The sequence below is a fragment of the Butyrivibrio hungatei genome (assembly GCF_900101605.1).
Lineage (GTDB): Bacteria > Bacillota > Clostridia > Lachnospirales > Lachnospiraceae > Butyrivibrio > Butyrivibrio hungatei_B.
In genome coordinates this window covers 95,555-120,788 of the sequence record NZ_FMUR01000008.1, presented here as the reverse complement: position 1 = coordinate 120,788, position 25,234 = coordinate 95,555, and the positions used below count along the sequence as shown (strand labels likewise).

Below are 25,234 nucleotides of genomic sequence, written 5' to 3'. Positions count from 1 at the left end.
CAGAAACGTTATGTCAGGAGGAGTTTACGATACAATAAACAGGATTTTCGATACTTTTGCGGTTACATCGAGAAGCCGGTATGTATATGTCTATGATATGGCGAAAAATATCTCAAGATGGTCACTGAATGCGGTTGACTATTTTGGGCTTACGAGTGAATACATTTATAATGCTTCGGCAGTGTGGGAGAGCAAGATCCATCCGGATGACAGGGAGAAGTACAACGAGTATCTCAAGCAGGTTTTCGTCGGTGTTAAGCTTGATCCGAATTTTGAATACAGAGCAAGAAACAAAAACGGGGAGTATGTGGCTTGTTCATGCAGAGGCGTGGTTATTAAAGATTACGTCGGAAAACCTTCTTTTTACGCATGTTCAATAACCAACAAAGGAATAATAAACAATAACGATCCGATAACTCTTTTGCCCAACCAGTATGAAATGCTGAACGACATGAGAAGTCTTAAGAATAATAAAAAGACATATGCCGTTCTTATGATCAATTTCATAGACTTCGGTGATGTCAACAGGCGTTACGGCTATATGACGGGTAACAGCGTACTGAGGGCGCTTGCGACAAAGCTTGCGACGGACGGAGCGCCGATCGGAAAGGCATACAGAGGCGAGGGAACGATCCTTGCACTTATAAGTGAGAACATAGATTTTGAGCCGCTGAAAAGACTTTTTATCAGGCTTAAGACATTTTCGAGAGAAGGCATAACGGTCGAAGGAAAGCGCGTTGTCAATGAACTTGGAGGCGGCATAATAATCGCGACCGATTTTAATATAGACGAGCATTCGATATATACGAGTGCGAAGTATGCGCTTAATTATTCAAAGACGCAGAAACACGGAAATCTAATGGTTTTCCAGAACGATACGGCGGAAAACAAGAGCAACATGTCTCTTGTAAATGAAGTAAGAAACAGCGTTATAAACGGATATGACGGATTCTATCTTGAGTATCAGCCAATCTTTTCGGTGACGGACAGCCAGCTTGTCGGAATGGAAGTGTTTGTAAGATGGGAGAAAGAACCTTACGGCTCGGTTTCTCCGTCGGAGTTCATACCGTGGCTTGAACAGGACCCTGTTTTCTATGCACTTGGAAACTGGATCCTTGAGACGGCGCTCGGAGAGGCGATTGAAATAAAAAGAAGCCGGAAAGATTTTTACCTCAGCGTAAACCTTGCATTTATGCAGCTTGAAAGATCTGAGTTCAGAACGGTTCTTTTGGAAATCTTAAGAAGAACGGGATATCCTGCAACGGGACTGTGTCTTGAACTTACAAAGAGCAGCAGACAGCTTGGAATGGAGCATTTAAAGAGCCAGATAGAATTCCTTAAGTCATGTGGTCTTAAGATAGGACTTGATGCATCTGACTTTGCGGATATGGATCTTGTAAGGCATCTTCCGATAGACCTTATCAATCTCGTTCCTTCAATGACTGGAGGAATGGAGAATAACATTACTACCAAGTACATGGTGGAAGCCGTTACTTCTTTTGCCCACAGACTTAATATAAAAACCTGTTTCACAGGCATAGAGGATGAGGAGACGGCGAAGATCGCCAAGCAATATCCGATCTCTGATATGATGGGATATTATTTCGGACATCCGTGCAGGATAGAGGAGTTTAAGAGAGAGTACCTTTGAAATATTTATAGATATAGAACTGACACGATGACAATCAGATGACACACGAATTGAGAAAGGATTATGATGAGCAGAACCTTTCGTTACATTCAAAATGATGATGTTCTTAAGTCTTTCATAAAGTTTAGGGATACCATACTTATTGAGAGGCCGGTGGTTATTGCGCGTCACGGAGATTACAGCCTTACCATGACCAGAGTCTCCGATAATTCATTAAAGCTCACGATCATGAATACTGAGAAGAAACAGAAAATTTTCAGTAGGACTTACGATGTTGATAAGACTACAGATGCGCTTGTTTCAAGGGGCACACGTCATGCGTGCCAGAAAATGGCTGAGCTTAACGATGAAGAAGTGGACAGAAAGCGGCTTCAGATCTGGAAGTGGTATGTTCTTGACTGGCAGGAGGAAAATATTGATAAAGACGGTGAGATCCTGAGAGCGGAGATCACATGGGAGGATTATGTCGATAGGACAAAGAACGATGTGCTTGATATTGAGGCATTTCTTCATGGTGATTATCTGAACCTTGGGAATACGCTGATGCTCATAGAAAAGTATATGAAAGACAGCGGTCATCGGGATATGTTCAGGAAATTTGCCATAGAAGATATCATGGAGATGACGAGCGAAGATACGAAGGATAAGTCAATCTCGGAGGCTGAGAACAGAGTGCAGGCGGAAGAAGTCAAAAAGCACACCTATCAGTTTACGGTGAGTGTGGAAGCTACGGATAAAGAGCACGCAAGGCAGGCACTTCTTTTTTATCTTGCGGGAGACGAGAGGATAAAAGTGCAAAAATAAAGCACCAATCTTTATAAGATCGATGCTTTTTGGAAGGTGTTGATATCGTTTAAATAGAACTAATCACCTGATTTTAACGAACGCTAATGCTTTTTTCTCAGTGTTGTTCTCTTTCCTGTGGATAAGCTCCGTTGTGTGCACGGTGTATTCCGAAGTATACTCGTCGTCCGATGCATTTTCGCCACCCATCATATCAAGTGCCTTGAATTTACCGTAGGAAAGATTTTGTTCTTTTGCCTTGATCGCATCTGCCATGATATCGATGCAACTTTGGCTGATGTTACTTTTTGCCTTAGCTGAACGTCTCATTTTTTTCCCTCCTCATCTCATAAGAAATAAAATTACCGAATGATTTGCCTGTAAATTAATAGGCCCCTCAACCTATTGTGGTCTTATTACAAGATTTCATCCAATGAATACATTATATACTATTTAACGTTGAAATAATAGTGATAATTTGCCACTTTAGCCTGTCAAATTATTAAAATTTTATGAAATTATCTTTCTTTTTTACACATCAAATATGACGTTCACAAAAAAATAGTGATTGCATTTAGTTTTACATTGTTTACAATATAATATGAAGTAATTCAAGTTTGAGGTAGATATGAGAAATATAGTAGAGAATAAACAATTTGACGAAGAGAGAGCTCTTTATAACCTTACGGATGCAGAGGTTATAAATTGCAGGTTTGAAGGGCCTGCAGACGGTGAGTCTGCACTTAAAGAGGCGAGAGATATAAAGGTGGAAGAGTGCGATTTTTCCCTGAGATATCCGCTTTGGCATGTGACGAACTTTGAGATTGACAAGTCTTCAATGAATGAGACCACAAGAGCTGCTCTTTGGTATGACAAAAACGGCAGGATAACGGGCTCTAAGCTCGGTGGTATCAAGGCACTTAGAGAGTGTGAGGATATTGTTGTTGAGAACAGCGAGATCGTATCCGAAGAGTTTGGATGGAAGTGCAACAATATTACACTTAAAGATACAAAAGTTGAGTCTATGTATCTGTTTCTTGACAGTAAAAATCTAAGGCTTGAGAATGTTGAAATGAAGGGCAAGTATTCATTTCAATATGTTGAAAATATGGAAATATCAAATTGTAACTTTGATACCAAAGACGCTTTCTGGCACACGAAGAATGTGACAGTCAGGGACAGCGTTGTAAAAGGAGAGTATCTTGCGTGGTATTCGGAAGGGCTGACACTTATAAATTGTAAGATAATCGGAACGCAGCCGCTTTGCTATTGCAAAAATCTTAAGCTTATCGATTGTACGATGGAAGGCTGCGATCTTTCTTTTGAATATTCGGATGTAGAAGCAACCATAATAGGAAGTATTGATTCGGTCAAGAACCCGAGGTCGGGTAAAATAACAGCAGATGCCGTCGGCGAGATCATAACTGAGGCACCTGTGGTAGAATGCAGCGGAGAGGTTATCATAAGATGAAAAAAGGGCTTGTTTTGGAAGGCGGAGCAATGAGAGGCATGTTCACATGTGGCGTGCTTGATGTTTTTATGGAAAACGGGATTGAGTTTGACGGCGCTGTGGGAGTTTCCGCAGGTGCCACATTCGGCTGTAATATCAAATCAAAGCAGCACGGAAGAGCGCTTAGATACAACAAGAAGTATTGTGCTGACAAAAGATATCACAGCTTCAGATCTCTTTTGATATCAGGTGACATCTACAATGTGAAGTTTTGCTATGATGAGCTTCCGTACAAGCTTGATAAATGGGATATAGAGACGTTTTCAAATTCTCCGATGGAGTTTTACTGCGTTGTTACAGACATAATGACCGGGAAACCGGCATATCATAAGTGCCTTACAGGGGGAAAAGAGGATATAGTCTGGATTCAGGCGTCTGCATCAATGCCGCTTGTATCAAGGCCTGTCGAGATAGATGGCGGCAAGTACCTTGACGGTGGAATATCAGATTCCATCCCGCTTAAATTCATGGAAGAAAAGGGCTACGATGATAATCTTGTCATAGAAACCCAGCCCGTTGACTATATAAAGAAGCCGCAGTCCTACATGCAGGCTGTACGCTTTATGCTTCGCAAATATCCGAACATGATAAAAGCAATGGAAGAGCGCTACATCATGTACAATGAGGAAAAACGCTACATAAGAGAAAAGGAGCTGGCCGGAGAAGTCAAGGTGATTCGTCCGGATGCTCCCTTAAATATAAGTCCTGTGGAAAAAGACCCTGCACAGCTTCAGCGTGTTTACGACCACGGAAGAGAAAAGGCATTGGAGTTTTTATCAAAATAAGCGGAAATTTAATTAAAGCTCTTTTGTTTACTTGGACAGCAGATCCATGTAAATCTTTGCATGATCGGTCTTTATCATATTGATCGCATATGCATCATACTCGGACGGATTGGGCAGCTGCGAAGTGATGCTTGATTCGTCATATCCGTTTCCGATAACGATGGTAACATCAAGATTGAGCGTGTAGGCATACTGCTGCAGAAGCGGCTGGTATGTCTGGCTGAGAAAATCGTCTTTGTCGCTGTAGATGTTGATCCACACCTTTTTCCTTGGATGCGTTTTGGCATCGAGCTGATGAGATACCATATCGTAAGTGGCACGTGGATCAAGATGAGACTGATAGTTGTCTTCTGTTACGGCAAGATTTAGTGCTTTAAAGGCGCGTTCCCTGTCGGCATAGTAAAAGTCAGCTTCATTAAGCACGTTGCCTGCCTCATCTATTGTAGCGATTCCGGTATTTGCATCTACTCCGTCAAGGCAGTTTCTTATAATGCGAAGTGTCATATATGCCTGAACTTCGGCTCGTTGGCTGATGCTTCCGCAAAAGCCGTCCTTAATTGCAGCTACGCAATCACCGTTTGCATCATATCCAAATACGGGAACACCGTTGCTGTGTGCCCAGTTATCAAACATTTTAAGTCCCATTCCGTCGTTGCTGGAAATAATAACATCTATATCATCACCAAACTGTTTTACCCATTCATCGAGCGCAACAGCTGCAGCGTCTGCATTCCAGGTTGCACCGTCGGGAGATTTCATTTCTTTTGATGCAAGTTCTCTAATAATATAATCTTTTCCCTCTAACGTGACATGGCCGTCCTGTACGATATTGGAGCTTCCGTCGAGGTTTAATTCCACAGCGTCTGAAATTATCACATCATTCTTTTTTACGGCAGTTCCGCAGGCTTTTCTTTCTGCGCGGGTTCTTGAGGCAGAACTGTTGTGTCCGTCATCGCCTATGGCAAGAACATATCCGATTATGCCGTCGCCGTTTCTGTCGAGCGAAGAATCGCATTCAGATATATACTTGATGATCATTTCGCCTTGAAGCGCTGCACCCTGCTCGGTGTCGGCACCGACGTAATAAGTATGCTTGTTGAAAGTTATTGCTTCATAATCAGGTTCACCGGTCTCGCTGTTTGAAGGCTGTCTGTTAAACCAGACAACAGGCTTATCTTTGTTGGAGATAATTGCATCGTTCATCATTGAAGTGCTTGCAGTTTCTGCGCAAGCCGAGGATGTTACTGCGAAGGCTAAAAGAATGGGTGGTAAAATTTTTTTTCCAAGATTCATATTATCGTCTCCTTATAGGTTGTCTTCCCTGAAATCATTTGTGAGGAAAAGAGCCATCATATCTTTGACGTGTTTGGTGCAACCCTCGACTTTCTCGCGGGGGATTGAGCAGAATATTTTGACGAGTTCTTTATCAAGCTGTGAGCCTGCGGCAATTTTAAGTGAACCGACGGCATCATCGTAGGATCTTGATGGCTTGTAGGATCTGACCATTACAATTGCGGAATAGGTGTCGGCAACGGCTATGATCCTTGATGCAAGCGGGATTTCTTTGTCTTTGAGTCCGTAGTAGCCGTTTCCGTCAATGCGTTCGTGATGATACAGTATCCAGTCGGATATATTGTCAAAAGAGCTGATATGTTTAAGCACTTGTACGCCGATGTCTGCGTGTTTTTTTATAAGATCCCATTCTTCGCTTTCAAGTTTTCCCGGTTTGTTCAGGACTTTGCTTGGAATTCCGAGTTTACCCACATCAAGAAAAAGAGAGGCGTAGCGCAGATTTTCGGGCTGAATTGTTTTCTTGTACTTGTACGGAAGGTATTCGTAAATGAGCATGGCAATCTCCATAACATGTATGGAATGACCGTCAAGGTTTGTGTCGCGCGCTTCGATCATGCCGATAAGGCTTTCGGCGATTTCTTTTGTCTTTGACTTAACACTTGTAATGACGGTGAATATCCAATTGGTGAAAAGAAAAAGTATCATGGATATAGCGATCACTATGATACCGTTCAAGATGCTGTCGCGGCTTATTACCAGTGTGACGATAAAGAAAAGACAGATTGATATATAGAGACCGAATGAAGCGTAGAGAATCTTTTTTTGCCTGCCTGCAAACGAAGTGATTATGTCTCTGTGAAAGGCAAAAAAGGATATGCATTCAAGCGTGGTGTATGCAACTATAATGATTCCGCATAAAATAAGGGATTTTACAACAATAATCATATCTGAACTCCTCATGGAAAAAGGGAAAGCTTCAGCTTACAGTGATTCGGTTTCTTCCTTGTTTCTTGGATCTGTAAAGTGCTTCATCGGCGCGTTTATAGATTGAATCCATGTCTTGATCATTGTCTGATACGCCGGTAACACCCAAGGATGCGTTGATTCCGCTTAGTTCTCCGATATGCACTGCGTTTAGAGTGCTAAGGATTGAATTTAAGAGCGATGTCACGGCTTCGATGTTTTTTTGTCCGCGTATGAGCATTATGTACTCGTCACCGCCAAGCCTTCCGGCAAAACTGAATTTTTCATGCACGGCTCTTTCTGAAAAAGACCATTTCTCAAACATATCGATATTAAGAGCTTCAATTATGATGTGTGATGCCGTTTGGATTGCCTTGTCGCCCATCTGATGCCCGAGTCTGTCATTTATTTCTTTGAACTTATCAAGGTCCATCAGGGCTATAGCAATAAACTCGCTGCGCTTACTTTCAGATTTTATGATCTGGTCGGCTATTGCAAAAAAGCGGGCTCTGTTTAGAAGGTCTGTCAAAGTATCGAAGCTTGAGCGTATCTCAAGATCGCGTTGGATCTGAATATTCTTCTGAAGTGTGTAGAACTGAGTCATTTTATTGTGCTGGAAAGTGTAGTGAAAAATAATTGAGAGAATAAGGTAAACGATTATGTTATACATATCGAGGTCAGCAAGGGAGTTGGGCTTGAACCTGAATGAAGTGTACAAAAAGATGCTGCTGTAAAAGATAAGAAGAACAGTGAATCTTATCATGGTGTCTATATATGTGACAGAAAGAAGAACAACCATAACAAGAAATGTAGTCGCGGCCAGATAGGGCTGTGCGACCGATGAGTATATTCCAAAAGCAACAAGTATGATGATATTTGCGTGAACAAAGAAAGATGTATAGCGTATGCACACTTTTTTGAGCGTTATAAGGATGACTTCAAAGACCAGAGACAAGAACATGAACGAGTAGAACATGTTGAAATTTCTTCGTGTCACGCCAAACTCGTTCAAAAGACACAGAACCATGAAAGTTATGGTCAGCAAAAGAAGCCAGCTGTTTATTATCAGCAGATGCGTATAATTCGTATCATTTATAAGGTTTTGGCAATCATCATAGCGATTTTTCTCAAAACCGTAGTAGTTTATTTTTTGCCAATACATAGTCAGACCTCACAGACGGTATTACCATCAAAAACTAACTATTTACAGTATAATTATACGCTATTTATGGGAAATGCGAAATAGAATGAATTGGTTAGGGGGATTTTATTACGACATTTTTTATTTAGGTGAAGAGCATCAAATCAAGATGGATTCATATTATTTGATGCTTCACATGAAGGTATTACAGCGTTCTGAGCATCGAAACTGATGCACTTTCAGGATTTTTGTTGCTTTACATGTTTTTTGATCGGTGTGAAAGGCATCAATTTAGGATGAATTCATATTTTTTGTTGCTTGGCGATAGTGTACTGACAAGATGAATTTTGATCCTCAAATCCTACACATCGCAATTGATCAAAAGTCATCGCGTCAGTACATCGGATTTGATACAATGTAGGGGAATTATCATTTTAATATTTGGGGTTGGGGCTGTAGAGGCGGATCATGAAGCTGTCGAACTTTTGAAGAAGTAAGAATTTATTACCTGATTCTTATAGTGAAATGAAGAACACAGATAGAAAAGGTATGTATGAAACGCTTTATCTGTGAAAATGTGTAGAAACTGCAGATATGAGGCGAAAAAACACAGATAGAAAAGTATGTATGAGGCAATTTATCTGTGAAAATGTGTAGAAATAGCAGATATGAGGCGAAAAAACACAGATAGAAAAAGTGTGTATGAAGCAATCTATCTGTAAATATGAGAAAAACAGCTGTTTAGAAGCAAAAAAACATAGATAAAATGAAATTGCAGAAATCCGCACTTGCTTACTGAGGGGTATCGGATTTGTAAAATACAGGATTGTAAACACCGCCACCAAATTCATACAGTTGGATATAGACGTAATCATTAGAATAATCAGAATAGGAAGCAAATTCCGAATTGGAATCCTTGGGATATATGCGATATGCCAATTCAACAAAGCCTCCGCAGTTTTCTCCATCTTCATCTAAGAAGGAATCCGATAAAAAGCTGACTACACAGTAATAGCTGCCGTCATTCCATTTTGTCACGTATATAGGCTTTTGATTTTCAAAAGTATTCACATTATTTTCTTTGTGCATTTCAAGAATATCAGTATCATAACCACCTGTAATAATGCCATCCGAGTTGAGGATAACATCCGGTATGATGTCCCCACCGCCAAATGAATCATTGGTATTGGAAGTCGTTTTGTATGTTCCTTCAAACTCAGAGAAGTCACCTTCATATATCGGACCTGTTTCAACCTTTTTTTCAAAGGATACAAGACCATCTTCACCATCAATATTTAAAACATCACCTTCGATAGTGTAATCATATGAAGTTCCATCGCAATAATAGATCTTTTTTTCGTCATAGGTAAAACTTCGTACCCCTCCGACATCGTAGTTTTCGCAAAAAACGCCATTATTTTCTTCAAAGAAAGTGTAAGACGTTTCAAAGCTTACTTCCTCACCGAAGATTACATCGTTGTCTTCTCTTACATATTTTCTGCTAATAAGAGAATTGGTCTGAGTGCTTTCAGAATTATTTACCTGTTCTTGATTTTCTTTATTTAACAATTCAGAGCCCGTGTGCGATAAATCTGCCGTTGCATTTTCGTTGTTTTCGTCTGTTTGGCTTACGCAGCCTGTTGAAGTAGCTACGATAAGACATAATGCATATATTAAAATTGGGTTAGTAATTCTTTTTTTCATTAAATGCTCCTATCTTGATTCATCTTTCTTTCCGTGTGATTGATTATACATCCCTTGCAAAAATAGTACAATTTATGCGATTCGCAAAAAGGTCTAGGTATTTGATGACAGCAGCACTAGATTTGATATAATGTATATGAGTCACTTAACGAAGTGAATTCAGTTAAGTGCAATGAAAGAGGTGGAGTATATGACACTTCTAATGCGAGATAGAGAGAAAATTGAAGAAGGAAGAAGAGAAGGTATAAAAGAAGGTATAAAAGAAGGAAGTCGATATGGTGATGCGAAGAGACTTGTAAGTGCAGTTCAGAAGATGATGGATAAGTATCATTTTTCATTTGAAGATGCATGCGACGGTTGCGATGCAACTGTAGAGGAGTATCACAAAGCTGTCGAACTTTTGAAGAAAGAAGATATTACCTGATTTTTATACAGTGAATAAATTGTTTTAGTGTGCACCACAGCTTTACAATAATCAAAAAAAGCGGAGCGGCTACATGACTACATCAGATCAGACACAGGAAATACTTTATGTGATTTCAAATCATAAATTTCCGAGCGACAATTATGGAAATGATGATTTTCTAAGCAACTGGCCTATGCTTTATATCCTTGAGAATGGAAAAAAGATCTATATTGGTGAATCCACCAATGTTTCCGAAAGGATGAAGCAGCATTATAACAATCACGAGAAAAGAGAATTTAAGCAAGTTCATTTTATATATTCAGAAAGATTCAATCAGTCTGCGACATTTGACTATGAATCCAAGCTGATTCAGTTTGTTTCCGCAGACGGTAAATTTATAATAACCAATAAAAACGATGGTATCGCCAACAAGAATTATTTCAGAAAATCAGATTATGACGATACCTTTGAACAGCTGTGGAATGAGCTGATAAATCATCATCTCGCTGATCATTCCCTTGAGTGGATCAAGAATAGCGAGTTCTACAAGTATTCTCCATTTAAAGAATTGAATAAAGATCAAAAAAAGCTCGCAGATGAGATTATCACTGAGATTCGAGAAGATAAGAATGCTCCGATTGTTGTGGAAGGCCGTCCCGGCACAGGAAAAACGATAGTGGCAGTTTATCTTATGAAGTATCTCAGAGATTATCAGGATGAAAAGACACATGAATACCCTTTTCGTGAAAAGAAGATGGGTATCATAATTCCGCAGACATCTTTAAGGGCAACGCTTAAGAATCTTTTCAAAAAGATTGAAGGACTTGCCGCAAAAGATGTTATGGGCGCTTCGGAGGCGGTAAACGGCGGAAGTTGGGATATTCTTTTTGTTGATGAAGCTCAGAAATTGCAGGTTAGGCGTAGCATAGTCGGGTATCAGGCGCATGACAATAATAATACCAAGCTTGGACTTCCTAAAGATGCGACAGAGCTTGATTGGGTTTTAAAGATTGCAAAAACACCTGTGTTTTTCTTTGATCCCGATCAGTTGTCAGGCCCTTCGGGTACTCCTTTGGAAGTTTTTAAAAATAAAGTAAAGCACCGGCTTGGCATAAAGAATCGTATGATTGCGTATGCGAAGCATTATCTGAAGATGCAGATGAGAGTTGCAGGCGGTGAAGAGTATATCAATTATGTGAATGACATCCTACATGACGCATGTATTTCAAGGCAGACGTTTTCAAATTATGACTTCAAGATTTTTACAAAGTTCGAAGATTTCAACAAGCAGCTTTATATAAAAGAAAAAGAGCTGGAGCTTTGTCGTATGCTGGCAGGATACGCATGGGAGTGGAAAACAAAGAATGACAAAACAGCTTATGACATTGAGATTGATGGCATCGGCAAAAGGTGGAATCATTGCCTTAATAACTGGATAAACAGTGAAGGTGCATTGGATGAGGTCGGATGCATTCACACAAGCGCAGGCTATGACCTCAATTACGGTTTCATTATTTTGGGAAAAGACATCAGATATGACGAAACTGCGAAGAAGATATATGTAGACAGATCATCTTATTTTGATAAAAGAGGTAAGCAGTCCGCGACGGATGAAGAACTTAATGAGTATATCCGAAATATATATTACGTCCTCATGACAAGAGGCATAAAAGGGACATATCTGTACGTGTGCGATGACGCGCTTCGGGAGTATTTCCTTAATTATGTAGAAAGGTTTTGATGTGAGATGGATTTTGAACAGGTAAAAAGAGAAGTTATCAAATTTACAGAGGAGCGAAACTGGGATCAATTCCATACGCCGGAGAATCTTGCAAAGAGCATCTCAATCGAGGCAGCAGAACTACTCGAATGTTTCCAGTGGAGCACCGATTATGACAAGGAGGCAGCAACGGAAGAGCTGGCCGATATCGTGAATTATTGCATTCTTATGGCAGATAAGATGGGAATTAACATCGAGGATGCCGTGATGGACAAGATTGTGAAGAACAGGGAGAAGTACCCTGTGGAAAAGAGCTTTGGGAGTAGTAAGAAGTATACGGAGTTGTAAAAAATGCGAACAGAAGGACTGCTAGAATGGAGGTGTGTAATGGAAGAAAAAGTGATTATTTTGGGCAATATTAAACAGCGTAAACACGTATATTTTTGAAACTTTTGGAGGAACAGGATGGAAAAAATAAAAATGGAGTTAGCTAATTGTTATGGAATACAGAAAATGAATCATTTTATAGATTATTCAAATAATAATGTTGCGATAATATACGCACCAAATGGAACAATGAAGTCTTCGCTTGCTAAAACGTTTAAAGATTTAAGAGAAGGGGAAGAACCAAGAGAATTAGTTTTTGGAAGAATATGTAACTATTCGATTACGGATGAAGCTGGTTTACCAATTAATCCAAATGACATTATGGTTATTAATCCTTTTGATGAAGAAGATTTTTCTGAGCAGGGATTATTAATGGCTAATCCGAAGTTGAGAAAAAAATATATTAGTATACACAAGGGGATTGATGAGAAAAAAGAAAAGTTATATGAAAAAATCAAAGAGGAATTGGGCTTTGGAAAAAGAAGCGTTTTTAATCCGCAAAGCACTATGTTAGGTGATTGGGGATATGATATAAGTAAGGAAAAGGAGTGTTTTGAAAAAATTTTTTCGCTTATAGGCGATTCAACAATGGATTGTTCTTCTACCGTGAAAAAAGTGAAATATGATGAATTATTTAATGATAAAGCAATACAAATGGTAAAGACTGGTAATACAGCTAAATTATTGGAAAACTATGAGAAACAATATAATGCAATAATTGATAAGTCACCTTATATGCAAAAAGGTATTATAGACCATAATAATTATGGCGTAATATGCACAACGTTGGGAACAAATGGTTTTTTTAAAGCAAAGAATAATGTAACTTTAATGGCTAAAGACGGTTCTAAATCAATTACGGTTAAAACATTAGAAGAACTTGATGATTTGATTCAAAAGGAGAAGGAACGAGTTTTAAATTCTGCTGCAGTAAAGTCTGCGTTTGAGCAGATTAATAAATCACTTCAAAAAAATAAGGATACGCAGGCATTTGCAGGTCTATTACGAGATAATCCTGATCTGGTTATTGAGTATAAGGATGTTGATTTGTTCAAAAAGAAAATTTGGGTGAAAGTGTTTGAGACTTTATCAGGAGATGTAAATGATTTATTGTCTGAGATAAAAAAAGCAGAAGCAGATTTAATTAAACTAAATGATGAGGCCAAAAAGGAAACAACAGATTGGAATATTGCGCTTAGTCAGTTCAAACAACGTTTTTATGTTCCTTTTGATATTGAAACTTCTAATAAAGAAGATGTTATTTTGAAGTCAGCAATGCCAAGTTTTAAGTACATTTTTAGAGATGAACATGACTCTTTAGAAGTAACTAAAGAAAATATGTTAGAGGTTTTAAGCACAGGAGAAAAGCGCGCATATTATATACTTAATATGATTTTTCAGGTGCTAGTAGCTGAAAAAAAGGATAAAGAGTGTTTACTGATATTAGATGATGTATCAGAGTCTTTTGATTACCGTAATAAGTATGCAATTATAGAGTATATTAAGGATATATCCGAGGTGAAAACATCTAGTGGTAAGAGGGCATTTAAGATACTTGTTTTAACGCATAATTTTGATTTTTATAGAACGATTGGTTCTAGGATTACAAACAGGAACAATTCATTTATTGCTTTTTCAAATGGTGGTGAGATTAATTTTGAAAAGGGACAATATATTACCAATTTATTTGGTTCTTATAAGAAAAGGTTGAATAATCCAGATAGCGATAATATTGTTGTAGCCTCGATTCCTTTTGTTAGAAATTTGATAGAATATACCGAAGGAACAAAGAATGAAGATTATTTGTTATTAACAAGTATTTTGCACAATAAAGATGATTCCAATACTATTACATATAAGCAAGTAGAGGATATTTTTAATAAGTATTGGTGTAAAAATATGAATGCAACATTTGCAGATGGACGAGAAGATGAAAAAATACTAGATATAATTTTTGCTGAGGCTAATAAAATTGTAGATACTGAAAGTATTGCTATTGAGAATAAATTGATTTTAGCTATGGCGCTTAGACAGAAAGCAGAAGTTTATATGAAAGAAAAAATTATCAATACTGTTCCTAATGGTGTAGATATTGTTGCTGATATTAATACGAAATCTAATCAGAGTGGCAGGTTGAAATCAGCATATAAACAGCATATTAATGACGATAAAATGGGTCTGATGGAAATAGTTTCGATGATAACACCTGAAAATATACATCTTAATTCATTTATGTTCGAGCCAATTCTTGATATGTCGCTTCATCATTTGTATGATGCATATCAAAAAGCAAGTGCTTTATCAGCATAGTATATTGTGGCATCTACATCTTACTAATTAATATGATAATTATAGTTTAGGACTATTTGGAAAGAAGCACTTAAAGCATGCAGGGTAAAGAGGAGATGAAAGGAATTATGGAAGATGAGCATTTTGAAATTATAGGCGGTGCTGATGGCCCTACATCTATATTTATTTGTGATAAGTCAAAGAAACAGACACTACCGCAGAGAATAATGTCTTTTTCATATAGGATAAAAAGGTGGTTTATTGAAAAAAGTATTAGATCCGGTGTGCATAGCTTAGATGAAGTTGAGGAATATATTAAAAGCAGGTATGGTTTTGTGGAAGTAGATCGAACTGAGTTCGAGTTTGAATATGAGGAAACACGTACGGCATTTCTTTTTAAGTATAGATCCGATCTGGCTCAAGGGCGGGATATTGATTTGGATTTTGATATAACAGATGATGCAGAAGAAATGCTTATTCGATTGAATGAGAAGATAAAAAAGGAAAAAGAGATTGCTGATTCAATTCCGCGGGATGTTTTTGATATAGATTTCCATAAGTATGTAAAAAAAGGGAAAGATAATGATGATTCTATGCATATTATAATTGAGAAGAATAATGATTATCTTGCTGCAGGAGCACAGGGAAGCAAGAAATTTATGAAGATGTTTAATAGTGTTTACAAGGATATATATAAATACTATGGCGTGTCAGAAGAGGACATTCAGAATAAGACTGAGCGATATAAAGACCTGGTTATCGAATTGAGTAGGTGAATATTTAAGGTAAGAGGCTCCCAATGATTAAAAACATAATATTTGACGCATACGGCACACTAATTTCAACAGGCACCGGTTCTGTTGATGCGACCAAAGCAATCTTCAGTAAATACGATCTTGCAGAAGATGCGGATGAAATCTATAAGAAATGGAAAAAGATACATAGGGAAAATATCTTTTCACTTGAAGAATTTATAACGGAGGAAGAGATATTCGTTAAAGATCTTGAAAAGATGTTTGAACTGTACGGCATAACAGGTGATCCGAAAACTGCGATAAAACCTATGCTTGATTCACTTGTTGATAGAAAGCTCTTTGAGGAAACTGAGAGTGTTATTGATAAATTGAGCGAAAATTACATTATTGCTATAGGTTCAACAACAGACACAGCTCCTTTGCTACATAATATAGAAGGTACATCACTGGAACGCATAAATCCGATATTTACGTCTGAGATACTAAGGTGCTATAAACCGAATGTCAAATTCTATTCGGAGATTTTGCACAGAACAAAATGGAAAGCGGAAGAATGTCTTTTTGTCGGAGACTCCTTGGATGATGATGTAATCGGACCTATGAAAGAAGGGATGGCAGTAGTACTAATTGACAGAAAAAAACAATATGCTTCTGTGCCGGAAGGAGCTAAGAGGATTAAATCGCTTACAGAGCTGTGTGGGATTATAAATGATTGATAATAAAATGAGGACACTATGAAGCTGGAAAACGAGAAGATTCGCAATGAAAAGCTATATCGTGTCGGATAAATACCAAGTATCGACAAATTTGTTATGGCATGCGTTGTTACGTGGGTTGCATGGTATGACGAGTATTTTGAAATAACCGAAGAGGAGTACAATTTATTTGGAACAGAGAGTTTAGATGAGCTTGCTAATAAGCTGTGCAATCAAGGTAGTGGCTCGCCTCGTTTTCTTTTCTCTGATAAGAGTGAAGAAAATACAAAAGAACAGCAAAAACTAAGGGATAAAGTAATTTCAGAATCATAAACCGGAGGACACAATATGAACATTAAGAATTTTGAAAACGAAACAAGGAAGTTTGTTGAGAACAACGGAAATTTTCATGTGCTTGAGTATATGCTGGACAGTAGCGTATCTCCGGCAAATGCTTCAACTGAGTACTTTATGAGTAAGATGGGAGTGCACAGAAGGCAGGTTGCGATTGAGCTTGATGATAATCATTCAGCGATTATTCAGGCAGGTGCAATGCAGTGGATGGCAGGAAATGTAAATGCGACCACCGGAGTTAAGGGAGTTGGAGATTTGCTTGGTAAGATCGTGAAAGGTGCTGTTACGGGTGAGTCAGCAATAAAGCCTGAATATGTAGGAAACGGTTGGCTTGTTTTGGAACCCACATATAAATACATTATTCTGGTTGATGTTGCGCAGTGGGGCGCAGGAATGACTATTGAAGACGGAATGTTCTACGCATGCTCGGGAACCGTAAAGACAAGTGTTGTTGCAAGAAAGAATCTTTCTTCGGCTGCGCTTGGAGGAGAAGGTCTTTTTAATCTAAGCTTGTCTGGTTCAGGTGTTGCTGCGCTTGAAAGTAATGTTCCATATAACGAGCTTATCGAAGTTGATCTCAACAATGACACATTGAAGATTGATGGAAATCTTGCTGTGTGCTGGTCTTCAAATCTTGAATTTACTGTAGAGAGAACGACAAAGACATTGATTGGCTCTGCAGCCAGTGGAGAAGGACTTGTGAATGTATATAGAGGTACCGGAAAGGTTTTGATGAGTCCTGTTGCACCTACAAGCTCATTATATGCGGCCACAAATTCTATCGCAGCAAAGGCAGCAGCTATAACAAGCAATACATTAGGAAAATAAAAGACGGTTTTTGCTAAACGATATTTTGGTTTTACTAGGTGCCTTCATAATGAAAAAACTTAAAAAGTTTTTACCTAAATCAAAAATCTGGTTTAGGCAAAAACTTTTGTGCTATAATAGAGGCATCGAAAAGGAGATTAAAGGATGCTGATAAGTTTTAAGTTCAATAATTTTTGTTCTTTTAATGTTGAGAGTGAATTCAGTATGGAAGCGCCTAACAGTAAGGTGAAGACTAGATATCCGGACAATTACACTTCTTCGGATGTGGGCTACGATCTTTTGAAAACTGCAGTGATAGTAGGTGAAAATGCGGGTGGTAAGTCTAATTTTATTGGTAGTCTTAAATTTTTGAAATCGCTGATAGATTACAATTTGCAGGTTCAGTCGGTTGGTGCATTTGTTAATGTCTCCAGTTATCTTACTGATAAGAATCCTGAGCAGAGATTTGAAATATGCTTTATATCAGAACAGGGAAAATGCTACAAGTATTCCCTTGGAATTGATTCGATTGGAATTACAAGTGAAGCACTATATAAGCAGAGCAAGCGTAAAGGAGCTTTTTCTTGTCTTTTTTCTGTGTGCAGAGATAAGGACGGAAAATATGAGAAGAAAGAGGGGAAGGTTTCGGAACTGGATGTTGCTTTGAAAAACAGCAATAACAGTTACGGACTTTTCATAAGCAAGCTTGCGCTACTTGGCAATGAAGACGCGAGCGAGACAACAAGCTGGTTCAAGAATGTTTTGCTTCCGGGAGCTGTTCCTGAAGATCATGACGGAAATCCTTTTAATAAAGATGAAGATATCAAAGTCATGCGCGATCCGCGTTTTATAGATATTTTCCGCATGGTTGATTACAGTATTTCAGGGGTTGAAGTTGATAATGATAAACCTTACGGTAAATCGCTGATTATCAGAAAAGATTCTGATGGTAATGAAATTCGTAGGGAACTGCAGCAGGATTCTACAGGTGTCAGGGAGTTTTTTGCATGGGCTGTTCAGATTTTCAGAGTGGTTTATGAGAACAGGGTTGTATTTGCCGATGAGATGGACAGGGTACTGAATCCTATACTCTCAGACAGAGTGATTGCTTTTGTTAATGGAGAGGAACACAAGGGGCAATTTATCTTTTCTACGCATAATGTACTGCATTTGAATCTCAAGACTTATATGAAGGAACAGATTTATTTTGTTACCAAGAGTAAGGATAGTCTTACTTCTGAGCTGTATTCACTTTCGGATTTTCCTGAAGTGCGGTATGAGACTGCTAAGGTATATGAGTTTTATATGAAAGGAATATTGGGAGGTACGGCTTTTGAGTAGAAAAGAGAGGATACTAAAGAAAAGGTATGCCATTTTTTGCGAAGGTGATACGGAGTATAATTACATTGACAAGATGCGTAAGAAGCAGGGTGTCGAACTTGTTCTAAAGCCTATTAATATGCACGGTGGTGGATATTCTAATTTTTTGAAGCAGATTAGAAAAGAGGCGCAGACCAATTATCTTGCTAAGTTTATTATTGTTGATGCTGACAGGATTAAAACTATACCCGGTGAGCAGGAAAACTTCTTGAAGCTGCTGGAGTATTGCGTGATACAAAATAAGAAGGGAAATACACCGCATTTTTTGATCGCAGATAACCCTGATTTTGAGTATGTAGCTTGTTTACATGATGCGGAATATAAGGGGCAGGATACTAAGAATTATATTGTCAATGCTTGGAAGTTTAAAGATATTTCTGCTTTTAAGCGAAATGAAGATGTATATGAGTTTCTTAATACAGGGAAGAAGTCTTACATGAACTTGCTTGAGTCAATTAAGAAGCAGGAAAAAATGATTTCCAATAAATATGAGATCAAGAAAAAGATTTTTGATATAAAAATTAAGAAGACAGATTATGATAAGGAAGCGGTGAATAAAAGGAATAGCAATATTGAAGAGTTTTTTGAGGTTATTGATTGGTAAAAGCGTTTGTGAGTAGCGGCAAAATGGTCAACAAACCCTGTTCACTAGGAGTATTAAGTCTTGGTTTTTTACATTAGTATAAAACAGCCTTTACATTGTCATATTTGGAGGTTCACTTATGGAGATGGGAAATGTTCTGGTTATAGGCAATTCAGGTGTTGGCAAGTCGACACTGATAAATGCGGTTATCGGAACAGAAGATGCAGAAACCGGAATTGGGTATGAGGGAACTACAAAGAATATACATATATATTTGAACGAAGAGATTGGTTTGAGGCTTGTAGATACAGCGAGATTTGAACCATCTTTTATCAAGAAAATGAAGGTTATTCAGGAAGTACAGAAATGGTCTAAGCAGAGTGTTACGGATGAGGATCATAATATTAATGTGATTTGGTTCTGCATTGATGGAACTTCCAGTAAACTATTTGATGATACTATCAAAAATCTTATGAGAGCAACAAGTATTTGGAAATCAGTTCCGATTATTGTTGTTATTACAAAATCGTATTCTGTGCCGGAACGTGATCAGAATATTGAATTGGTTAAAAAGGTATTTTACAGGCAGAAAAAAGCAGGAGCAAATCTTCGTGAGATCATTCCGGTTGTTGCAGCAACATATGTGCTTAATGATGACGCTTTTGCTGCACCGTATGGAATACCGGAACTTATAGAGAAGACAGTTGCATTGTTACCTGATGGAAAAAAGGCAGCAATTAATGATGTCAATTCATATAAATTACAGCGCAGGAGATTGATGGCGCAGTCTGTTGTTGGAGTAGCGACTACTGCGGGAGTAGTTGTCGGAGCAGTTCCTATTCCGTTCCCAGACGCAATGATTTTATCACCAACTGAAATTGCAGAAGTAAATGCAATAGCTTCGATTTATGGAATAAAGAAGGATGAGAGAAGTAAGAAGTTTATCAGTATTATCATTGAAGTTGGCACGGTGAGTGCAGTTGCAAGAAACGCAATAATTGCTTTGAAAGCAATTCCGGGCTTAAATCTTGCGGCAAGCGTTGTTAATGCAGTTATAGCAGGAGGTTTTGTTGCGGCAATAGGAGAAGGGACAATTTATGCTTTTGAACAAGTATATTTAGGAAACAAAACGCTTGATGATATTGATTGGATTACAAAGTTTATTGAATCTAAATTTGCCAAAAGTTTTATTACAAAACTTACAAAAGTTTTGGAAGAAATCTCTGATGGAGCTGATAAGAAGCAGATTGTAGAGGCAATAAAGAATGCGTTCAGAAAACAATAAATAATTGATATTGCATTTGCAAAATAACATGCGCAATGCTTATAGAGGATAATGAAATGGAGAAACCCAGTTTTATATACAAATATAAGGGAGTAAGCTCAATTACTGACCTTATAAGACTATTGGATATAATAAATAATAATAGAATTTTTCTTCCAACATATAATCAGCTTAATGATCCGTTAGAAGGGCAGATAATTAGTATTTCTACTGATGCATATGCAGGATATTCGATGTCCTTGGCTGCAGATGAGGAAGATATGTTTATCAAGGATAAAAAAGAGAAATTTAAAGTTTTATCATTATCAGAACAGTGGAATAATCCTCAACTTTGGGCACATTATGCAAATGGATATAAAGGTGTATGCCTGTGCTTTTCTACAAAAGGGGTATTTGGAGAAATTGGGGAAGTTGAGTATTGTCAAGAACGAGAAGAGGAATATGTTAAATCAGATAGGGCGTTAACAAAACTTATTAGAAATAGTTTTTATAAGAAAGAGATAAGATGGAGCTACGAAAAGGAGTGGAGAATGATCACGAAATCATCAAAGAAGTATTTACAATTTAAAGATGGTGATTTGTGTGGAGTTATTTTGGGACATGGCTTAACAAACGAAGTTTCTGATTTTATAAAAAATAATATAAATAGTAAATTGCTTTTAATGAAAACAAAAGTAGGTTACAGGTCTTATAATATAAATGCTCTTCCTTTGAATTATGAATATGATTACAATGGAGTGCCAATAAAGATTTTAGATGTTGAAAAATCCCTACGAAAAGGTAGATATATATTTTTAGAAAAATGATAAATCTGATAAGTTAGTGTTTGATACATATATTCCATCACTTGCAATCACAATTTATTCCGGCAGTGATTTCATAGGGGCGCTCTATGCAGTTACCACATTCTGATGAATTGAATATTGGGCATTTGAGCAGGCTTTTTGACAATACTACGAACTGTTACAAGTTCTTTTGGTTTCAGGCGATACTGCGGAAACTGGATGGGAAGAATAACAGGTTTTCTTTTGATGAGCTTATTAACGAGATGATCGCGGATGCCTGGTATATGGTGACTGAATATCACCTGCGTCTGGGGCCGCTTGGGATAACTGATAATCTCGAGGAAGTGGTTAAGTATATTCATAATGAATATGGTTTTATGTCTTCGGAGAAAAGAGAGAAGATAATAGCTTTTTTGCAGACTACCGAGGATAAGAGCATTGCGAGATACAAAGCGGATCTGACTTTGAATGTTCCTTACCGTTTGCAGGTTCCTTTCTATGATGAGATAAAAATAGAAAGAACTATGTGGAACGGTTCAAAGAAGAACCTGACGGATGAAATTAATCGGCAACGTAGGTTGATATACTATTTTGATCTGATAGGCGGACTTGATACCCGAATTGAAATAAACAGCTTGTGGTCGGAATATCTTTTTAAACATAAAGAAATATTGCGCGGCTGGGCGCAACTTAAGCTGATACAGTATTTGCAGAATAAGAATCCGAGTGTTCCGGGAATTGCGGATAAGATTGAGGCGCCTGCTTCAAGAGATATAGAGCGAGTAAGGAAGTATTGGAAGATTATTGTGCAGATAGATTCTTCGCTCAGAGATATTTATGGTGATGTTTCTTTGGCAGACGAGATTATATCTGTAGATCATTTTGTGCCGTGGCAGTATGTTGCACATGATGAGCTTTGGAATCTTCATCCGACAACAAAGTCAATCAATAGTAGTAAGAGTAATTCTTTGCCTTCTTGGGATATGTATTTTAGATCACTTGGCGACATTGAGTATCGTGCTTATGAGCTGAAAGCAAAGAATGATATCGTGGCGCGTGAGTTTAATAAGATAGCGCTGTATCATCTTAATAATCAGGAGATACGGAATCAGTTATATTCGGATGGACTTAACAGGAATGCTTTTATCGAGCGCCTTGAACATATCATAAAGCCTGTATACGAGTCGGCGCAGACACTGGGATTTAAGGAGTGGATTTACAATGGCTGTAGTAACACACAATAAACTTGTCAGGGATAAGATTCCCGAGATTATAAAGAATGACGGCAGAATATGCAAGACAGAGATTTTGTCGGATGATGATTATTTGGCGATGCTTGATGCGAAATTGGACGAGGAGCTAAATGAGTATCACAAAGATCAGAACATAGAAGAACTTGCGGACTTAATGGAAGTAATTTATGCTGTCGTTGAAGCCAGGGGCTACACGCTTGAGCAATTGGAATCTGTGCGAAAAGAGAAGGCGGAAAAAAGAGGAGCGTTTAAGGAAAAGATTTTTCTTAAAACCGTTTATGAGTAGTGGCAAAATGGTCCACAAACCCCGTCCCCAAGAGACCATTCGAATTTAGAAAAATTTTTGCTTGACAACTCATATATGTGAGAGTAGAATTATAAAACATAAAGACAAGGGCGTCTTAGAGAATAACTCTAAGGCGCTTTTTCTGTTTTTCGGGCTGTAACTGTGTGTTTATGCCCTGATGCAATCGGTATAATATTTCCGGAGTATTATAATCTCGGTTGTATACAAGTATTCGTGGATTAAAGAATATTTGTGGAATCGTTGAAAAATCGAGGAATGAGGCGGTTTTTCACAGAAGCGATTTATAAATAAAAAATAATATCAATTCTGATGCAATGGGGCATCAACCTTCTACGGTATTAGTAGATGGCTGATGTCCTGTTGTTTTTTGTTCAAAAACGAAATAGATTTTGAACAAAAAGGGAGAGGAGAAATTGTATGAGTGAAGAAATCTTAAGTGCAATAGACAGTAGTGTCTTCGGTGTCTGGTTCCTCATTGGAGCAGCATTAGTATTCTGGATGCAGGCCGGATTTGCAATGTGCGAGGCCGGTTTTACAAGAGCCAAGAATACCGGAAACATCATAATGAAGAACCTTATGGACTTTTGTATAGGAACCGTAGTTTTCATCTTAATCGGATTTGGACTTTTCCTCGGTGAGGATATGGTCGGAATCATCGGAAAACCCGGATTTGACATTTTTACAAACTATGCAAACTTTGATTGGTCCAACTTTGTATTTAACCTTGTTTTCTGTGCTACTACAGCAACAATCGTTTCAGGATCGATGGCTGAGAGAACTAAGTTCTTATCATATTGTGTGTACTCGGCAGTCATTTCAGCAGTTATCTATCCTATTGAAGCACACTGGACATGGGGCGGCGGCTTCCTTTCGCAGATGGGCTTCCACGATTTCGCAGGTTCCAACTGCATTCACATGGTAGGTGGTATTTCAGCACTTATCGGTGCAGCAATCCTTGGACCCCGAATCGGTAAGTTTGAAAAAGACAAGAGCGGAAAAGTTACAAAAGTAAATGCTTTCCCCGGTCACAACCTTGTAGCTGCATCACTTGGTGTATTCATCCTTTGGCTTGGATGGTACGGATTCAACGGAGCAGCTTGTACTTCAATCGATCAGCTCGGATCGGTATTTGTAACAACAACAATCGCACCTGCACTTGCAACAGTAACATGCATGATCTTCACATGGGTAAAATATGGCAAGCCTGATGTTTCAATGTGTCTCAACGCATCACTTGCAGGTCTTGTAGCTATCACAGCTCCTTGTGATGTAACAGATGCTTTTGGTTCGATCATCATCGGAATCGTTGCCGGACTTCTTGTTTGCTTCGGTGTTTGGTTCCTTGATTATAAGCTTCACGTAGACGATCCCGTCGGAGCAGTTGCAGTACATTGCTTAAACGGTATCTGGGGAACACTTGCTGTAGGTCTTTTTGCAACAAATACAGCACCCGGTTATTCAATCGCCGACTCAGCAGGAAATGAGCTTGTAGGTCTTTTCTACGGCGGCGGATTCAAGCTCCTTGGATTACAGTTCATCGGTATGATCTGCACAGCAGCTTGGACAGCAGTAACTATTACAATTACTTTCCTTGCTATTAAGAAGATTATGGGACTCAGAGTTACAGAGGAAGAAGAAATCCTCGGACTTGACTCCACAGAGCATGGACTTGCATCAGCATATTCAGGATTTGCCATCATGGATGTTTCAAACACCTTGAATATGTCAGTTAACGAAAATACAGACCTCGGAGTAAGTTCTTACGAAGAGGCTTCAGAAATACAGAAGAAAGCTTCGGTGCCTGTTGTTACAGCACCTGTACATACAGAATCAGGAATTCATAAAGTTGTTATTATCGCTAAGTTGTCCCGCTACGACAAACTGAGACGTGCGATGAACGAACTCGGCGTAACCGGGATGACTGTTACACAAGTCATGGGTTGCGGCATCCAGAAAGGCTCAGGCGATATGTATCGCGGAGTTGAGATGGACGCAACCCTCCTTCCTAAGATCAAGTTGGAAGTGGTTATCAGCAAGATTCCTGTTGAAGATGTAATTGAAGCTGCTAAAAAGACTCTTTATACCGGCCACATCGGAGATGGAAAGATCTTCGTTTACAGCCTTGAAAACGTCGTAAAGATTCGTACCGGCGAAGAAGGAGCAGCGGCGTTGGCTGACGTTGAGTAGGCTGTGAGAACTTAGCGAGGTTTTACCGAGCTTAGTTCGAACGTCTTACGTCGAGCGAAGCGAGAGGTAAGTTCCTTATTTAAAGGTATAAAGGTAAATAAATTCAAGCAACAAAGGCGTTTGCGCAATAGCCATTAAGGCAATATATACAATAGTTTGCGATTTTGTGCCACTACGATGAGACTGACAGGCTCATCGTAGTGTTTGGCAC

The 25,234-nt window shown here is 38.5% G+C and carries 24 protein-coding genes; 19 read left to right on the top strand and 5 right to left on the bottom strand.

What is annotated here, in order from left to right; translation table 11 throughout:
- Nucleotides 1-10 precede the first annotated feature (10 nt).
- Nucleotides 11-1,651: a sensor domain-containing phosphodiesterase gene (locus BLP87_RS07590; RefSeq protein ID WP_074462160.1), complete on the top strand. Its 1,641-nt coding sequence runs from the start codon at nucleotides 11-13 to the stop codon at nucleotides 1,649-1,651.
- A gap of 63 nt (nucleotides 1,652-1,714) precedes the next feature.
- The gene (locus BLP87_RS07585; protein WP_074462159.1) at nucleotides 1,715-2,455 is read left to right on the top strand and encodes a hypothetical protein; all 741 of its coding nucleotides are present in this window, start codon (nucleotides 1,715-1,717) and stop codon (nucleotides 2,453-2,455) included.
- 63 nt (nucleotides 2,456-2,518) lie between these two features.
- Here the strand turns inward: BLP87_RS07585 and BLP87_RS07580 are convergent, their stop codons facing one another.
- Nucleotides 2,519-2,764: a hypothetical protein gene (locus tag BLP87_RS07580; RefSeq protein WP_074462158.1), complete on the bottom strand. Its 246-nt coding sequence runs from the start codon at nucleotides 2,762-2,764 to the stop codon at nucleotides 2,519-2,521.
- A gap of 298 nt (nucleotides 2,765-3,062) precedes the next feature.
- On the opposite strand from BLP87_RS07580, the gene BLP87_RS07575 reads away from it, so the two are divergent.
- Together BLP87_RS07575 and BLP87_RS16425 are read left to right on the top strand one after the other, a co-directional pair.
- On the top strand, nucleotides 3,063-3,905 hold the full coding sequence (locus BLP87_RS07575; protein WP_074462157.1) for a DUF3737 family protein: 843 nt from the start codon (nucleotides 3,063-3,065) through the stop codon (nucleotides 3,903-3,905).
- Entirely contained in the window at nucleotides 3,902-4,729 is an 828-nt protein-coding gene (locus BLP87_RS16425) for a patatin-like phospholipase family protein (protein WP_074462156.1), read from the top strand. Before BLP87_RS07575 ends, BLP87_RS16425 begins: the two co-directional genes overlap by 4 nt.
- 27 nt (nucleotides 4,730-4,756) lie before the next feature.
- Here the strand turns inward: BLP87_RS16425 and BLP87_RS07565 are convergent, their stop codons facing one another.
- From BLP87_RS07565 to BLP87_RS07550, 4 genes are all read right to left on the bottom strand, one after another.
- Nucleotides 4,757-6,022 carry a substrate-binding domain-containing protein gene (locus BLP87_RS07565; protein ID WP_074462155.1) on the bottom strand — a complete coding sequence of 422 codons (1,266 nt, stop codon included), beginning with the start codon at nucleotides 6,020-6,022 and terminating at the stop codon, nucleotides 4,757-4,759.
- A gap of 12 nt (nucleotides 6,023-6,034) precedes the next feature.
- Entirely contained in the window at nucleotides 6,035-6,967 is a 933-nt protein-coding gene (locus BLP87_RS07560) for an HD-GYP domain-containing protein (protein ID WP_074462154.1), read from the bottom strand.
- Between the two features lie 31 nt (nucleotides 6,968-6,998).
- Nucleotides 6,999-8,147 carry a GGDEF domain-containing protein gene (locus BLP87_RS07555; protein ID WP_074462153.1) on the bottom strand — a complete coding sequence of 383 codons (1,149 nt, stop codon included), beginning with the start codon at nucleotides 8,145-8,147 and terminating at the stop codon, nucleotides 6,999-7,001.
- A gap of 771 nt (nucleotides 8,148-8,918) precedes the next feature.
- Complete coding sequence (locus tag BLP87_RS07550) at nucleotides 8,919-9,830, bottom strand: hypothetical protein (RefSeq protein WP_074462152.1); 912 nt, start codon at nucleotides 9,828-9,830, stop codon at nucleotides 8,919-8,921.
- A gap of 190 nt (nucleotides 9,831-10,020) precedes the next feature.
- Here BLP87_RS07550 and BLP87_RS16020 point away from each other — a divergent pair, with 190 nt between their 5' ends.
- The 15 genes from BLP87_RS16020 (at nucleotide 10,021) to BLP87_RS07475 (ending at nucleotide 25,023) form a co-directional block, all read left to right on the top strand.
- Nucleotides 10,021-10,254, top strand: coding sequence for a hypothetical protein (locus tag BLP87_RS16020; RefSeq protein WP_074462151.1), 234 nt, complete (start codon nucleotides 10,021-10,023; stop codon nucleotides 10,252-10,254).
- 73 nt (nucleotides 10,255-10,327) lie between these two features.
- Nucleotides 10,328-11,977: a DUF2075 domain-containing protein gene (locus tag BLP87_RS07540; RefSeq protein ID WP_074462150.1), complete on the top strand. Its 1,650-nt coding sequence runs from the start codon at nucleotides 10,328-10,330 to the stop codon at nucleotides 11,975-11,977.
- Between the two features lie 6 nt (nucleotides 11,978-11,983).
- Nucleotides 11,984-12,304: a nucleotide pyrophosphohydrolase gene (locus BLP87_RS07535; protein ID WP_074462149.1), complete on the top strand. Its 321-nt coding sequence runs from the start codon at nucleotides 11,984-11,986 to the stop codon at nucleotides 12,302-12,304.
- A 117-nt stretch (nucleotides 12,305-12,421) separates the two neighbouring features.
- Nucleotides 12,422-14,653 (top strand): ATP-binding protein, encoded by a 2,232-nt coding sequence (locus tag BLP87_RS07530; protein WP_074462148.1) that lies wholly within the window; start codon nucleotides 12,422-12,424, stop codon nucleotides 14,651-14,653.
- A gap of 77 nt (nucleotides 14,654-14,730) precedes the next feature.
- Nucleotides 14,731-15,408 (top strand): hypothetical protein, encoded by a 678-nt coding sequence (locus BLP87_RS07525; protein WP_083334526.1) that lies wholly within the window; start codon nucleotides 14,731-14,733, stop codon nucleotides 15,406-15,408.
- A 23-nt stretch (nucleotides 15,409-15,431) separates the two neighbouring features.
- On the top strand, nucleotides 15,432-16,103 hold the full coding sequence (locus BLP87_RS07520; RefSeq protein ID WP_026668214.1) for an HAD family hydrolase: 672 nt from the start codon (nucleotides 15,432-15,434) through the stop codon (nucleotides 16,101-16,103).
- A 96-nt stretch (nucleotides 16,104-16,199) separates the two neighbouring features.
- Nucleotides 16,200-16,415: a hypothetical protein gene (locus BLP87_RS07515; RefSeq protein ID WP_242871826.1), complete on the top strand. Its 216-nt coding sequence runs from the start codon at nucleotides 16,200-16,202 to the stop codon at nucleotides 16,413-16,415.
- 15 nt (nucleotides 16,416-16,430) lie between these two features.
- Nucleotides 16,431-17,264 carry an AIM24 family protein gene (locus BLP87_RS07510; protein WP_026668215.1) on the top strand — a complete coding sequence of 278 codons (834 nt, stop codon included), beginning with the start codon at nucleotides 16,431-16,433 and terminating at the stop codon, nucleotides 17,262-17,264.
- Nucleotides 17,265-17,408: 144 nt separating this feature from the next.
- The gene (locus BLP87_RS07505) at nucleotides 17,409-18,584 is read left to right on the top strand and encodes an AAA family ATPase (RefSeq protein ID WP_026668216.1); all 1,176 of its coding nucleotides are present in this window, start codon (nucleotides 17,409-17,411) and stop codon (nucleotides 18,582-18,584) included.
- The gene (locus BLP87_RS07500; protein WP_026668217.1) at nucleotides 18,577-19,227 is read left to right on the top strand and encodes a hypothetical protein; all 651 of its coding nucleotides are present in this window, start codon (nucleotides 18,577-18,579) and stop codon (nucleotides 19,225-19,227) included. The genes BLP87_RS07505 and BLP87_RS07500 overlap by 8 nt, the downstream gene beginning before the upstream one ends.
- A 118-nt stretch (nucleotides 19,228-19,345) precedes the next feature.
- Nucleotides 19,346-20,491 (top strand): YcjF family protein, encoded by a 1,146-nt coding sequence (locus BLP87_RS07495; RefSeq protein WP_074462147.1) that lies wholly within the window; start codon nucleotides 19,346-19,348, stop codon nucleotides 20,489-20,491.
- A 56-nt stretch (nucleotides 20,492-20,547) separates the two neighbouring features.
- Nucleotides 20,548-21,297, top strand: a complete 750-nt coding sequence (locus BLP87_RS07490; RefSeq protein WP_074462146.1) for a DUF2971 domain-containing protein — start codon at nucleotides 20,548-20,550, stop codon at nucleotides 21,295-21,297.
- Between the two features lie 86 nt (nucleotides 21,298-21,383).
- On the top strand, nucleotides 21,384-22,520 hold the full coding sequence (locus BLP87_RS07485) for an HNH endonuclease domain-containing protein (RefSeq protein WP_074462145.1): 1,137 nt from the start codon (nucleotides 21,384-21,386) through the stop codon (nucleotides 22,518-22,520).
- Nucleotides 22,498-22,815 (top strand): nucleoside triphosphate pyrophosphohydrolase, encoded by a 318-nt coding sequence (locus BLP87_RS07480; protein WP_074462144.1) that lies wholly within the window; start codon nucleotides 22,498-22,500, stop codon nucleotides 22,813-22,815. The genes BLP87_RS07485 and BLP87_RS07480 overlap by 23 nt, the downstream gene beginning before the upstream one ends.
- A gap of 438 nt (nucleotides 22,816-23,253) precedes the next feature.
- The gene (locus tag BLP87_RS07475; RefSeq protein WP_074462143.1) at nucleotides 23,254-25,023 is read left to right on the top strand and encodes an ammonium transporter; all 1,770 of its coding nucleotides are present in this window, start codon (nucleotides 23,254-23,256) and stop codon (nucleotides 25,021-25,023) included.
- The last annotated feature ends 211 nt before the right edge of the window (nucleotides 25,024-25,234 follow it).